Source organism: Lachnospira intestinalis (genome assembly GCF_040095895.1).
GTDB classification, from domain to species: Bacteria; Bacillota; Clostridia; order Lachnospirales; family Lachnospiraceae; genus Lachnospira; species Lachnospira intestinalis.
The window spans coordinates 45,201-59,931 of the sequence record NZ_JBBMFS010000006.1 but is presented as its reverse complement, the minus strand read 5'-3'; the positions used below and the strand labels follow the sequence as shown (position 1 = coordinate 59,931).

13 protein-coding genes are annotated in these 14,731 nt (G+C 43.4%); all 13 read right to left on the bottom strand.

Features of this window, described 5'->3' with window-relative positions:
- Positions 1–348: 348 nt before the first annotated feature.
- Entirely contained in the window at positions 349–1,716 is a 1,368-nt protein-coding gene (locus WMO37_RS08405; protein WP_227089072.1) for a methyl-accepting chemotaxis protein, read from the bottom strand.
- Between the two features lie 473 nt (positions 1,717–2,189).
- Complete coding sequence (locus WMO37_RS08400; protein ID WP_349154780.1) at positions 2,190–3,482, bottom strand: GHKL domain-containing protein; 1,293 nt, start codon at positions 3,480–3,482, stop codon at positions 2,190–2,192.
- A 13-nt stretch (positions 3,483–3,495) separates the two neighbouring features.
- Positions 3,496–4,209, bottom strand: coding sequence for a LytR/AlgR family response regulator transcription factor (locus WMO37_RS08395; protein ID WP_349154779.1), 714 nt, complete (start codon positions 4,207–4,209; stop codon positions 3,496–3,498).
- Positions 4,210–4,236: 27 nt separating this feature from the next.
- Complete coding sequence (locus tag WMO37_RS08390) at positions 4,237–5,076, bottom strand: bifunctional 5,10-methylenetetrahydrofolate dehydrogenase/5,10-methenyltetrahydrofolate cyclohydrolase (protein WP_227089070.1); 840 nt, start codon at positions 5,074–5,076, stop codon at positions 4,237–4,239.
- 88 nt (positions 5,077–5,164) lie between these two features.
- Positions 5,165–5,791 (bottom strand): cyclodeaminase/cyclohydrolase family protein, encoded by a 627-nt coding sequence (locus tag WMO37_RS08385; RefSeq protein ID WP_349154778.1) that lies wholly within the window; start codon positions 5,789–5,791, stop codon positions 5,165–5,167.
- Position 5,792: 1 nt separating this feature from the next.
- A complete protein-coding gene (gene dapF, locus WMO37_RS08380; RefSeq protein WP_349154777.1) occupies positions 5,793–6,680 on the bottom strand; it encodes a diaminopimelate epimerase in 888 nt (295 codons plus the stop codon).
- Between the two features lie 167 nt (positions 6,681–6,847).
- Positions 6,848–7,399: an ANTAR domain-containing response regulator gene (locus WMO37_RS08375; RefSeq protein WP_022431461.1), complete on the bottom strand. Its 552-nt coding sequence runs from the start codon at positions 7,397–7,399 to the stop codon at positions 6,848–6,850.
- A gap of 45 nt (positions 7,400–7,444) precedes the next feature.
- A complete protein-coding gene (gene glnA, locus WMO37_RS08370; RefSeq protein WP_349154776.1) occupies positions 7,445–8,779 on the bottom strand; it encodes a type I glutamate--ammonia ligase in 1,335 nt (444 codons plus the stop codon).
- Between the two features lie 182 nt (positions 8,780–8,961).
- Positions 8,962–9,705, bottom strand: a complete 744-nt coding sequence (locus WMO37_RS08365; protein WP_022431459.1) for a DeoR/GlpR family DNA-binding transcription regulator — start codon at positions 9,703–9,705, stop codon at positions 8,962–8,964.
- Between the two features lie 2 nt (positions 9,706–9,707).
- Positions 9,708–11,357: a phosphoenolpyruvate--protein phosphotransferase gene (gene ptsP, locus WMO37_RS08360; RefSeq protein ID WP_022431458.1), complete on the bottom strand. Its 1,650-nt coding sequence runs from the start codon at positions 11,355–11,357 to the stop codon at positions 9,708–9,710.
- A 31-nt stretch (positions 11,358–11,388) separates the two neighbouring features.
- Entirely contained in the window at positions 11,389–11,646 is a 258-nt protein-coding gene (locus tag WMO37_RS08355) for an HPr family phosphocarrier protein (protein WP_227089065.1), read from the bottom strand.
- A gap of 159 nt (positions 11,647–11,805) precedes the next feature.
- Complete coding sequence (locus tag WMO37_RS08350; RefSeq protein WP_349154775.1) at positions 11,806–13,722, bottom strand: PTS fructose transporter subunit IIABC; 1,917 nt, start codon at positions 13,720–13,722, stop codon at positions 11,806–11,808.
- A complete protein-coding gene (gene pfkB, locus WMO37_RS08345) occupies positions 13,719–14,660 on the bottom strand; it encodes a 1-phosphofructokinase (RefSeq protein ID WP_227089063.1) in 942 nt (313 codons plus the stop codon). Before pfkB ends, WMO37_RS08350 begins: the two co-directional genes overlap by 4 nt.
- Positions 14,661–14,731 lie beyond the last annotated feature (71 nt).

Genomic DNA, 14,731 nt, shown 5'->3' with positions numbered 1-14,731 from the left:
ATACTGCATAACAGTTTCTTCAAACCAAAAAATCCCCGGAATACTTCTCTTTCAAGAAATATTCCGGGGCAGATAATTCATCTTATCCGCGGTACCACCCGCTTCAAGTACTAAAATAAGCACTCCTTCAACCGCTTAACGCGCGCATACGGAACTGCCTACGACGGCTTTAACCGCTTTCAACAATCCAGCTCCGGAGCGTTCCCTTTAACAATTCCCTTAGCGGGTTCTCAGTCGATGACACCGCCTTCCTGTCAGGTTCCATGAAAAAGAGTCTCCTTCTTTGCCTTTTCCTATCTTTGATAATTTTGATAATACCATAGGGTCAGGCAAAATGCAAGAATTAAATCAGATTACACTGAATTTTGCAATCTCTTTCTTTAAATCCTTTGATACTGCCTCATTGACATTGGTACATTCCTGTATTTCATCCATGTTGGAAAGGACCTTGTCCACTGAACCGGAAAATGCCTCTACACGGTTCTTTTCTTCCTCAATCGTATCGGAAATCTCCACAATCTTGCTTCCGACATGCGCCGATGATTCTAATAGGTTACTGGTCTTATTTTCAAAATCAGCCATCATATTTTCGAGTGTATCTGCATCCTCTAAATACTGTGCAGAAGCTGTTACAAACTTATCATAATCTGCCTGTACATTCGATGTGACATACTCTAAGAGTTTATCGGATGAAACTGCAAGCTGTTCTACGGAAGATACCACTTCTTCGCTGATTTCCTGAATACTGTTTGCCGTGTTACGGCTGTTATCCGCAAGCTGTCTGATTTCATCTGCTACGACCGCAAAACCTTTTCCTGCTTCTCCGGCTCTTGCTGCTTCAATGGAAGCATTCAGTGCTAAGAGGTTGGTCTGGCTTGCAATGGATAAAATATCCTCTGTCAGTGTCTTAATGACATTGACACTCTTACTGCTTTCAACAGATGTTCTTAAATCTTTCTCTAAAGAAGATGTAATTTCTTTGGAAGCATTCTTGCTGTTTCCTGCCAGTGCCTGGATTTCATTGGCTCTTTCTTTCATGTGGACTGTATATTCTTTACCGTCAGCACTCGCTTTTTCGATTTCACTGCTGCCTGCTTCCAGCTGCTTCATATCCCCTGTTATCATTTCAACTGCGTCTGAAATTGCATCAATTTCATTGCAAAGCTTTGCTGTTTCTTCCGATAACTCCCCTGCGCTTTCTGCTGAGGATTCTACCTTCTTTATAATATTGCCGGATGCCCCATCAAGTGAAATTGAATGGTCTTCAATCCGCTTCATAATCACCTGTAATTTATCCAAAAACATATTGATACCGAAAATCAGACGTCCGATTTCATCTTCTTTTTTCGTTTCAATCCGTTCTTCAAGATTGCCTTCATTCTTTTCCAGCTTTTCAATCATATCGTTGAGCTGTTTTTGTGTCTTCTGCAGCGGCTTTACAACCGAAACATACGTTACGATAATCGTTACAATAACCATTGCCAGCTGTAAAGATGAAATCACGCCATTTCTTGATAATCCCGCCGTAATTCCTTCTGCCATGCTGCCCGCCGTATCCCGGATTTCCTGTGGCACTTCTGTTGTGGTATTAGACATTCCCTCGCAGACCTCACGGAATGACTGGAACTGGCTTGTCGTACTGACATTGACCGTCACAGTCAGAATAAAAATAACAATTAACGGTAACATGATTTTAAATGCAATGTGCTTTTTCATAACTACAATTCCTCCCGGTTTCCGATTCGGTGGTATATTTTTCTTTCTTTTAGTCAAAAAAGGATTAGCCCTGTCCTGCTAATCCTTTTTTGTTAACACACTAAATTATACACGTTCCTATTTTCACAACCACCAATATCCCATACATTTATGACTGAAGACACTTACCAATTCTTTCTCTTATCGTTTGTATTCTTATTACAATCCCTCTTTGTATGTTCTTGCAAACACCTAGCTTTATAACAACCGCACAAACTCAATTCGTATAAAGTTAAAACTCTCTCACGATACTTATCCCAGCAGCCTAAACCCGCATTCCGGCTGCTGTTCATATTCTTACTCTCCCCAGTGAATATTAACGGAAAAGAAAAGTCCTTCATATGTGTTCCTGTCACTTATACTATAATTTACTGTGCATTTTTATTCAAGTCAGGTGGCATAATTCACGTTATTTTGGCATAATCTGCGTTGTTTTACAGCAAAATATGTACGCAGAACATCCCGTCTTCCTCATACCGCTGGATATATCCGCCATTTTTATCTACTGTATGTTCAATGCTTTTCATGCCGATTCCATGCAGATAGCGATTGGCTTTATCAGTAATAAAACGCGGGTTATTCTGCAACACTGATTTTGCAACGGTGTTCTTTATAAGAATTGAATATTTATTCTCATATGAGAAAATTTTGAGAAAAATGCTGCGCGGCTTATCCGGTGTGATTTTTTTCTGTGCTTCTACCGCATTATCCAGCAGATTTGAAAGCATCACCGCAATATCCAGTTCCCGCTCTCCGTCCACAGAAGCCGTCACTTCTACCTGCATTTTAATATTTTCATGTTCGCATAATACTTTTTTTTCATTTAACACGGAATTGACCAGATTGTTTCCCGCCACATAAACATACTTATTCTGTCCACAGTCTTCAATATGTTCACCGATTGCCTGCCTTAATCCTTCGTAATCTCCATCATTTAACAGGTGCATATAAATATTAAGATGTTTCACCATATCGTGGCGGATTTTGCGGATATCCTGATACTCTTTATCCATGCGGATAATATCCGCACGCTGTGCCTGCAGCTTTAAATTTGCCAGTTCATTGCGTTTTTCATAATCATTTTTATAACTGATTGAATTGGCAATCGCAAGCGGTACAACAGTCATTACAATGATGGCAATTTCAATTGCAAGAACATAAATATAATCCCGTCCGTCAAAGTGGCGCACATAGGTCCATAAAATCAGCGCTACCGCAGCAACACTGTCCGCAATAAAATAAACTGCCAGCATCAGCCATTCTTCTCTTTTAATTATGCGCCTTTTGGCAAGGAGTCTGCCCCAGATATAAAAGGTAATAATAAATACAATCCGGTTTAATGCCACATATGCCATCTGGGAAGCAGCGGTGTTGATAATCTGTTCCGCACCGCGGTACCACGATAAAATTTCCACGCACAGATTGGTCGCCAGATTGACAAGCAGTGTATTAATCAGCAGCACCAGCGCAATTGTAGCAGACTGCCACAGCCCGCCATGCATCACAATCATACTGTATCCGATAATTACGGCAACGCCCAGTGCCATCTGAAGCACCGGACTGTCAGAAAAGAAAAATCCAACAACAAAAAAAAGTGCTGCTGCAAGCGTACTGACAACATAGCGGTACTTGCTCTCATATTTCCAGTATGCATTTAAAATTGCCGTATAAATTGTACATTCAATCAATGTTGAAACAATATTTGTTACTATATCCAACTTTAACATTTACAAATCTGCCTCACAAATTATTTTCACGCCGGATAAATTCCAGGTGTTTTAATTTCAGGTCTTCCAGACGGTCCCTGCTGATGGAAATACACTCCCCGTTATTCATCAGCACATCTTTGTAACGGACTCTGTCTACATGGCGCAGATTAACGATGTATCCTGACTGAACCCGCACAAATCCCTTTTCATTAAAAATCTGTTCTAAATCTGCCATTTTGGCACGAACCATATAATCTTCCTGAAGTGTCTTTATTTTTACATAGTGCTTGGCACTTTCAAAATAGTAAATTTCTGACAACTTTAAACGCACGGTATTGCCATTGACGCAGAAATCATAGTAGTTTTTCAAGCTATGATATCTGTTTAATAATGCCGTAACTGCCTCTTCCAGTTCTTCTTCAAGCCGCGCTTTTCTGATAAACCGAAGCGGTGTGGTTTTAATCGCTTCAAAAACCATGCTTTCACAGGACGACACAAAAACCAGGCCAACATCCGGCAAAGCCTCCCTGACCCGCTGTGCCGCCTGTATTCCTGTCATCTGCGGCATATCAATATTCAAAAATATTCCATCAAAAGAAATTGTATGAATCTCTTTTAAGAATTTTGTAACATCCGTATATACATGAATTTCACAATTTTCTATCTGTCCCTCAATGATTTTTAATAGTTTTTCTTTCAGATCTGCAATATCCTGTTCACTATCATCGCAAATTGCAACTTTCATGCCATAACCTTTCACTTTTTGTAATTTTTATCTGTTTTCTTTTGCTGCCTGTAACAAATGCTTTGCAAGCACCGATGTTGTAACCGAACCTACCCCGCCCGGAACCGGTGTTGCCACGGATGCAAGCGAAGAAATACCGTCTGTATCCACATCACCGCATAATTTTCCGTTGTTATCCACATTAATACCCACATCAATCACAACGGCACCTTTGCCGACATACTCTGCGGTAATCATCTTTGCGACACCTGCCGCCGCTACTAAAATGTCTGCCCTGCGGCATTCTTCTTTCATATCCTTTGTCTTTGTATGGCAGATTGTCACAGTTGCATTCTTTTTTAATAACAGCATGGATACCGGTTTCCCGATTACAAGGCTTCTGCCGACAACCGTGACTCTTTTCCCTGTGACATCAATTCCCGCAAAATCCAGCATTTCAACAACTGCCTCTGCCGTACACGGTGCAAAGCCTGTCTTATCCCCTGCAAAAACCTTGGCTAAATTGACCGGGGAAATGCCGTCTAAATCCTTTTCCGGGGAAATTCTGCCCACCACCGCTTCTTCATCTAAGTGTTTTGGAAGCGGACGAAGCAGTAAAATACCGTCAATCTCAGGGTTATCATTAATTGTGTCAAATTCTTTCTGAAAGGCTTCATTTTCGATGGTTTCCGGGAAAACGAAGGATTCACAAGCAAAACCTACCTTTTCCATTTTCTTGGTTGCACCGCGCTCATAAGACATATCATCCGGACGCTCACCGACACGGATGATGGCAAGCTTCGGTACTCTGCCGCCCATATCCGCACTTTCTTTGATTAATTTTTCATTGATTGCATTTGCAACATCTATTCCCTTTAATAATTCCATGTTTCCTCTTTTCCAAACTTTTTTTTAGTTCCGTATCCATAGGCAATACTTTATCCCTACATTTCTGTTGTACCGCCTGCAAATCCAATTATCTTATCGCATCCACGACTTCTTCATAAATTCTGTCTGCCAGTTCATTGCCTTCAATTAACAGTGCATCAGTTCTTGTGTTTAATTCTTCTGCCGTTTCTGTATCTTTCATCAGCTTTGTATTGATAAATACATTTAAAGAAGCGCCGTTTAATGCAGCCTTGCAAAGCTGTACACCTGCGCCGACATCACTGATGGCAAGACGGCTTCCCACAACAGACAACCGTTCTAGGATTTTTAATGCTTCCAATATCTTTTCCATTAAGGCAACCGGGGTCAGGCTCGCTTCTTTTAATGCCTTTTCCATAACCGCTTCTTTATATTCCTGCTGTTCTTTTGTGTCTTTTGGAAGTCCGTAAGCTTTTGAAAGCGGTTCAAAGCTTTCGGCATCCTTATCCATATATGTCATCAATTCTTTAGAAAGCTGCTCCGCCTTTGATAAGAGTTCTTCGATTTCTTCCTGATACTGCGCATACTTTTTCTTGCCGGTTGTCAGATTGGCAACCATTGCGCCAAGTGCCATACCTGCTGCCGCCACATATGCACATGCGCCGCCGCCACCCGGTACTGCTGCCTTAGATGAAAGCACTTCAATAAATTCCTGCATATTCTGTTCTGCCATCATTTTAGTTTTCCTCCTTTAACAGCCATTCTCCCGTAAATACCGTTTCTGCCGGTCCTTCCATATATACGGTATTTTCTTTCTTATCCCATGTAATTTTTAAATCGCCGCCTAACAAATGCAGTGTAGCAGTATCATTACACAAGCCGTTTAACACGGTTGCCACAAGGCTTGCACACGCACCTGTGCCGCAGGCAAACGTTTCGCCGGAGCCGCGCTCCCACACACGCATATTTAAGTTTTCACTGTCGCACACCTGAATAAATTCAGTATTTACCCTGTCCGGAAATGCCGGATGATTTTCAAACATCGGACCGATTTTTTCCAGTTCAAATGCTTTTAAATCCACATTTTTGTCTAAATAAACAATTGCATGCGGATTTCCCATGGATACACAGGTCACTTCGTAGTCTTTTCCGTCTACGCTGATTGGCTGTGCAACAAGCCTGTCCACATTTTTAAGGATTTCTGCATTTTTAAAAGCATGAATGTCTGCCGGAATCTGTTCCGGCTGTAATATCGGCGCACCCATATTGACCCTGACCGTCTTTACTTTGCCGTCACTACCCGGATAAAGCTGTAATGTCTTAATACCGGATAACGTTTCCACGGTAATTTCCGCCTTGTCTGTCAGTCCGTTGTCGTATACATATTTGCCGACACAGCGAATACCGTTGCCGCACATGCTGCCCTGTGAACCGTCTGCGTTATACATTTCCATAAAGAAATCTGCTTTGTCGGATTTTTTTATCAGAATCAGTCCGTCCGAACCGATTCCGAAATGTCTGTCACTGACCGCAACTGCCACTTCTGACACGTTTTTTAATTCATTTTGGGTACAGTCCACATAGACATAATCATTTCCTGCTCCCTGCATTTTTGTAAATTTCATACTACTCCTCATTTCTGAGCGACTTTGCCGCGAAGCTGCGATGAGAAATTCGCGCAGGCGGTTTCTCATCTGCAATCAGGGAGATTTGTTTTCGCTCAGAAACAAATCTCCGTGTGAACAAGCTTAGATTTATGGCTTGTTCACACTTCTCCACATTTCTGATATATTTATTCTGAATAAATTCCTATTACCATTGAAGCGGATTCTACCATTGTGTTTCCGCTGTCCATACTACATTTCTGAATATAGCGGAATGCCTCCGGTTCTGTCATATTGTTCTTTTCCATCAGGATTGCTTTTGCATCGTCAATTACCTTCTGCTCCTGCGGGCTGCGGCGTTTCGGCTGCATGCGTTTCTTTTTCCGCCTGCGCACCTGTACCTGCAGCATCATTTCTATTGTATTTATCAGGTCATTGACTTTGATCGGCATTGCCGCACAGACAATGTCATTGTCCTGGCAGTCATCCCACAGATTTTTCGATGCCACAAGCAGCATTTCAAAGCTTTTCGGCTTATACTCATACAGTTCGGAATACAACATATTATCTGAAAGCTTATATCCACAGATAATAATTCCGTCTGACAGGCGGTCCGCCATATTGATTGCCTGTGCCCCTGATGTACATGCCGAAGCGACTTCATAACCTCTCCTGACCAGCAGATTTCTGACAGCTTTTGCTTCTTCTAACTTAGGAAATGCTACAATCAGTGTTGCCATTTTCCTTTCCTCCGTTTTTACTGTATTGGCTGTCTTTATTCCTGCTTAGAACTTGTACAGGTATTCATCTAATTCCCACTGGGAAACCCGGGTGCGGTAATCATTCCACTCTTTTAACTTGGCTTCGACGTATTTGGATACAATGTGTTCTCCTAAAACATCACAGATGACTTTATCTTCCTGCATGCACTGTATAGCTTCGTAAAGATTTTCCGGCAGCTTTTCAATGCCTGCCTTATCACGTTCCTCCTGTGTCATCTCAAAAATATTGCGGTCTACGCTGTCCGGCACGGTAAGCTTTCTTTTAATACCGTCCAAGCCTGCCGCAAGACATGCCGCCAGTACAAGATACGGATTGGCTGCCGGATCCGGACTTCTTAATTCCACACGGGTTGTTTCGCCCCTGCCTGCAGGGATACGGATTAACGGACTTCTATTAACAGACGACCATGCGATATAAACCGGCGCTTCGTGGCCAGGTACCAGTCTTTTATAAGAATTGACCAGTGGATTGGTAATTGCCGTCATGCCCTTTGCATGTGCCATCAGTCCCGCAATAAAATGATACGCATCTTCCGAGAGTCCGCGTTCATCATTTTCATCTGTAAAAATATTTCTGCCGTCCAATGTTGCAAGGGACATATTGACATGCATGCCCGAACCGTTGATGCCGTATTTCGGTTTTGGCATAAAGGTTGCATACAGACCGTGTCTTTTAGCAATCGTCTTGACCGTCAGTTTAAAGGTCATAATGTTATCCGCCGTAATTAACGCTTCATCATAGCGGAAGTCAATCTCGTGCTGTGCCGGCGCAACCTCGTGGTGGGAAGCTTCGATTTCAAAGCCCATATCTTCAAGTGTCAGAATCATATCACGTCTTACATTTTCACCCAAATCAATCGGACCTAAATCAAAATAACCGCCCTTTTCATGGGTCAGCGTTGTCGGCAGTCCATTATCATCAGTATGGAATAAGAAAAATTCACATTCCGGTCCGACATCAAAGACATACCCCATATCAGCAGCTTCCTGAATTGCTCTCTTTAAAACGTTTCGCGGGTCACCCTGAAACGGCTTTCCGTCCACCGTATAGACATCGCAAATCAGTCTTGCGACCTTTCCCTGCTGCGGACGCCACGGAAAGATTTCAAATGTGTCATAATCAGGATACAAATACATATCAGATTCTTCAATCCGCACAAAGCCTTCCACTGCCGAGCCGTCAAACATACACTGGTTATTTAATGCACGTTCAAGCTGGCTGGACGTAATTGCAATATTTTTTAACACGCCGAAAATATCCGTAAACTGTAAACGGATAAACTCAACGTCTTCTTCCTCTACCATTCTGAAAATATCATTTTTTGTATATCTGCTCATGATGACCTCTCTCTCTGCCGTTTTTGACTGCGTTGTTTTCTGTAACAAACTGCTTTTATCATACAACATCCGGTACGTTTTTGTACAGTTCTCAATTGCATACAATTCATTTATAAAAAAATTTCCGGAACCAGCTTTATATTCTGATTCCGGAAGATATTTTTATTTAAGATTCTTCGGCTTTACCCGCATTTTACAATGTTTTTATACTCCGCATATTCCATTGGAATGCTGTCCGTTATAATTTTTGCACCGTAAAACGGTGCAAAGGTCACCGGACTGACACGGTTGAATTTTTCCGAATCTGCCAGTATGTAGCATTTACGGCACTGTGCCACCGCTGCTTTCTTCACCGATGCTTCATGAATATCCGGTGTCGTAAAGCCGCATTTTAAGGTGATACCGTTTACACCGAAAAAACCTTTGACAAAATGATACCGCTGTAATGCTCCGACTGCTTCCGTTCCAATCAGTGCCTCCGTACTGCCCTTTAACTCGCCGCCGGTTAAAAACACACGGAATCCCGCCGCGGCAAGTCTTCTCGCATGTAATACTGCATTGGTCACATACGTGGCATTTCTCTGTGTAATATAGTCAATCATATATGCCGTGGTTGTTCCCGCATCAATAAACACAAAATCATCCGGCTCAATCAGCGATGCCGCATACTTTGCAATGCGTATTTTCTGTTCTTTGTTTACATTTTCCTTCTGCTGTACGGTTGGTTCCCTTGAAATCACTTCACCCTCCAGCGCCACTGCGCCACCGAAAACCTTTATCAGCTTTCCTGCCTGATGCAGTGCCGTAATGTCCCGGCGTGCCGTAGACTCTGAAATATGAAGCAGTTCCTTAATCTGTGTTACAGTAACACTTTTGTTTTCTTCCAGCAGATTTAATATCATTTCATAACGCTGTTCTGTCAACATGACTACTCCTGCTTTCTTCTGCGATATGCTTCTACATCTGTTTCCAGAATAACCTTTCTCACCGGCAGAATTTTTGCCGGTGAAACAGAGAGTTCATCAACTCCCATTGCAAGAAATTCTTTCGTAAGCTGTGTATCTGCCCCCAGTTCGCCGCAGATACCCGCCCAGATTCCTGCCTTATGTGCATTGGCAATCGTCATTTCAATCATCTTTAAAACTGCCGGATGATGTGCATCGTAAAATGCTTCCAGTTTTGTATTCTGACGGTCAATTGCCAGTGTATACTGTGTCAGGTCATTCGTTCCGATACTAAAAAAATCAACTTCTTTTGCCAGCTCATCACTAATCATAACTGCCGCCGGAGTTTCAATCATGATGCCCTGCTCCGGTGTGTTGTATTCAATACCCTGCCGGTCTAATTCTTCTTTTACCTCTGAAACAATCTGTTTAACTGCCCGCACTTCTTTCACACTGGTAATCATCGGATACATAATTGCCAGTTTTCCAAAGGCGCTTGCCCGAAACAATGCCCGCAACTGTGTTTTAAAAATTTCCGGACGCGTCAGACAGATGCGAATTGCGCGGCACCCCATTGCCGGATTGTCCTCTTTATCCATGTGAAAATATTCACATTGTTTATCTGCGCCGATATCCAGTGTTCTAATAATAACACGTTTTCCTGCCATTGTCTGCACAACCGTCTTATAAATCTGAAATTGTTCTTCCTCCGTCGGAAAATCTTCCCGCTCCAGATAGATAAATTCACTGCGGAATAATCCAATACCCCCTGCATCATTTTGAAGCACGGCCGCCAGATCTTTGCTGTTTCCGATATTGGCATACAGCTGTATGGTCTTTCCGTCTAACGTCTTATTTTCCCTGCCTTTTAATAATTCAAGAAGCCGCTTCTGTTCTTCCTGCTGTGCCTGCTTTTCTTTCATCTGCGCCAGTGTTTCCTCATCCGGCTCTACATAAAGCACGCCGCTGACTCCGTCTACAATGCCAAGCCTGCCGTCAATCGTATCGTCAAGCGGAACTGATGCACCGACAAGTGCTGGGATTCCCATGGTTCTTGCAAGAATCGCCGTATGGGAATTCATAGAACCGTCTATTGTCACAAAGGAAAGCACCTTCTGCTTATCCATCTGCACGGTTTCTGACGGTGCAAGGTCCTGTGCCGCAATAATGACCGGTTCTTCGGTCTGCACACCGCCGCCTGCGTTTCCGCTCAACACCGATACCAGCCGCTCGGAAATGTCCCGCACGTCAGCCGCCCTTCCACGCATATATTCATCTTCCATGGAAGCAAACATCTGCGCAAAGTTATCTTCGGTTACGGCGACGGCATATTCTGCATTGACCCTCTGCGTTTCAATGATATTTTCTACGGATTCATTGTAGTCGTCATCTTCTAACATCATCTGATGGATTTCAAAAATTGCCGCATTGGCTTCCCCGACTTCTTTTAACGCTTTGTCATACAGATTCTGAAGCTGTTCCAACGCTGTCTGCTTTGCCGTGCGATACCGTCTGATTTCTGCGGGAACATCTTCAATCTTTCTTCTTTTGACCTGCTGCTCCCCTTTTTTATAAACCTGTATCGTTCCGATTGCAATGCCGCCAAAAACACTTTTTCCACTATATACACGCATCGCCGCACCTCCTTAATCCGCACACTTTAAATCAAAGTATTTCTTTCATGAATTTTTCCATTGCCGTAAATGCGGCATCTTCGTCTTCACCTTCAATACGGATTGTCACTTCATTATCTTTTTTTACTGCCAGTGCCATAACCGTAAAAATCTTTTTGCAGTCGCCTTCTTTTCCGTCTTTTACAATCTTAATACTGCTTGTAAATGCCTTTGCCGCCTTAACCAGCTCTCCTGCCGGTCTTGCATGAATCCCTTCCGGATCTGTAATTGTGTACTGAAATTCTTTCATAATATTCTCCTTTTCTGAGCAACTTGTTGCGAAGCGGCGGTGAGAAATTCGCGCAGGCGATTTCTCATCTGCCACCATAGCACTTTGTTTTTGCTCAAAAGCAAAGTGCTGTGTGAAAAATCAGCACATCAGTGTGATTTTTCACACTTATCGCCTTTTCTATCTTATCTTTTTCTTTAATACTCCGAGTAACACCGTTGAAACCGCCATTCCGACAACCAGTGCAATCAGATACATCCACGGATTCCCGATTACCGGTACGACAAAGATGCCGCCGTGCGGTGCCATCAGTGTACATTTGAATGCCATAGACATTGCTCCTGCAATCCCCGAACCAATGACACATGCCGGTATGACATGCAGTGGGTCGGATGCTGCATAAGGAATTGCACCTTCGGTAATAAATGCCAGTCCCATAATAAAGTTGGTCGGTCCTGCTTCCCGCTCCTGCTTTGTAAACTTGTTCGGGAACAACATCGTTGCCAGTGCGATTGCACACGGCGGTGTCATACCGCCAATCATAACTGCCGCCATGATATCATAGTTGCCTGCAATAATGGAGGCCGTACCAAATACATATGCCGCTTTGTTAAACGGTCCGCCCATATCAACCGCCATCATGCCGCCAAGAATAAATCCGAGTGCTATCTTGCTTGTGCCGCTCATGCCGGTTAACGCACTGTTTAATCCGGTATTAATGCCGCCCATCACCGGTTCTACAATAAACTGCATAAGCAGTCCAATGATTAAAATACCCGCTACCGGATAAATCAATACCGGTGTCAGTTTTTCAATTGTTTCCGGCAGTTTCACACAAAGCTTTTTCAGTCCCAGAATAATGTATCCTGCCGCAAAGCCTGCAACCAGTGCGCCAAGGAATCCCGATTTTCCGTTTGCCGCCATCATGCCGCCGACAAAACCGACTGCCAGTGCCGGTCTGTCCCCGATTGCCATGCCGATATACCCTGCCAGCACCGGAAGCATAAATCCGAAGGCAACACCACCGATACCTTTAAACAGTGCTGCCGCCTGTGTAATCGTACCGAAATTAGAACGCTGTTCTGCGGTCAATGCACCGACATCCACACACAGACCATCAATTAAAAATGCAATGGCAATTAAGATTCCGCCACCGACTACGAATGGAAGCATATGCGATACACCGTTCATTAACTGTGTATAAATCTGATGTGCAATCCCGCCTTTTGCTTCATTTTTTGTATCCTGCTCTTCTTCCCCCGCATGGTATATGGAAACGTCCCCCTTTATTGCCCGGTCAATTAATGTATCTGCCTTACTGATACCGTCTGATACCGGACACTCAATCACTTTTTTGCCGTTAAAACGTGTCATCGGCACTTTGGCATCTGCCGCCACGATAATACAATCGGCTTCCTTGATTTCCTGTTCTGTCAGCACATTTTTAGCACCGCCCGAACCCCGCGTTTCGATTTTAATCGTGCAGTTTTTCCCTTTTGCCGCCTTTTCAAGCCCCTCTGCTGCCATGTACGTATGTGCAATTCCTGTCGGGCAGGATGTTACTGCCAGAATCTTTACGCCGCCTTCACTGCTCTTTTTGGTTTCTCCTGCTGTTTCAAGCCGTTCTTCAATTCCCGCTTTTTCTTCATCTGCTTCGTCAATAATTTTTATAAATTCTTCTACACTGCCCGCACCGCGTAACCGCTGTGTAAATTCTTCATCCATTAACAGCATGGACAGCTTACCGAGTACATCCAGATGGATATTGTCTTCTGTATCGGGTGCTGCTATCAAAAACAGCAGTGTAACCGGTTCTCCGTCTAACGAATCAAAATCCACACCGCCCGGAATCACCATCGCTGCCAGTCCCGGAGCAGATACCGCTGCACATTTCCCATGTGGAATCGCAATGCCTTCACCAATTCCCGTTGTACTTTCCTTTTCACGTTCCCCAACCTGTCTGCGGTATGCTGCTTTATCTGAAATATTTCCCCGCTGTGTCATCAGTTCTACTGCCTGATTGAGTGCTTCTTCCTTATTCCCCGGTGCTGCCTGTAAGGAAATGCTTCTTGCATCAAGTAAATCCGTAATTCTCATAAAATCCCTCCTGTCTGTTCCTGTAAATTTATCCTTGTTACCTGCTCATATACTGCCTGAATTTCTGCTTTTGTCGCCAGATTTTCTGAAAATGCACTGGCGCTTCCTGCCGCCATCCCCATATGAAATGCATATTCATAATCCTGTTTTTCAAGCCATCCTGCCATAAATCCTGCCACCATAGAATCCCCTGCACCAACGCCGTTTACCAGTTTTCCTTCCGGTGCTTCCTTTTTGTAAACCGCACCGTGCTTTGTAATCAGTACAGCCCCTTCTCCTGCCATGGATATCAGTACATTTTCCGCGCCAAGTTCCTGAAGTTTCTTTCCGTATGGCACAACTTCCTGCCTTGTCTTTAATTCTACGCCAAATATTTCTCCTAATTCATGATTATTGGGTTTAATTAAAAATGGGTGATATGGAAGTACATTCATCAGTAAATCTTTTGTCGCATCAACAACAATCATCACACCTTTGTCTTTCAACTGTTGCATAATCGTGCTGTAAATATTTTCCGGCACCGATACGGGAATGCTGCCGGACAAAAATAATACATCGCCCCGCTGTAACCGGCACAGCCGGTCCGTCAGTTCCTTTAACCGTTCCTTTTTAATCTCAGGGCCTCTGCCATTGATTTCCGTTCCGTCAATGGACCTTAACTTTACATTAATTCTTGAAATGCCTTCCTCCAGCCGGATAAACTCCTGTGAAATTCCGGTATTTTCCAGTTCACGGATAATTTCATCCCCTGTAAAGCCTGCCGTAAATCCCAGTGCCGTACTGGCAATTCCGAGATTCTTTAACACAATTGACACATTAATGCCTTTGCCACCCGGCAGAATCTGTTCAAAACCGGTTCTGTTTGTCAGCCCCAGTTTAAAATGCTCTACAGAAACGATATAATCCAGCGAAGGGTTCAACGTCACTGTATAAATCATATTCTTCTCCATTCTGCAAACGTCCTGCGCTGCCTTTTTAATTGTTCATTCACTGTTCCTTTTGTTAATCT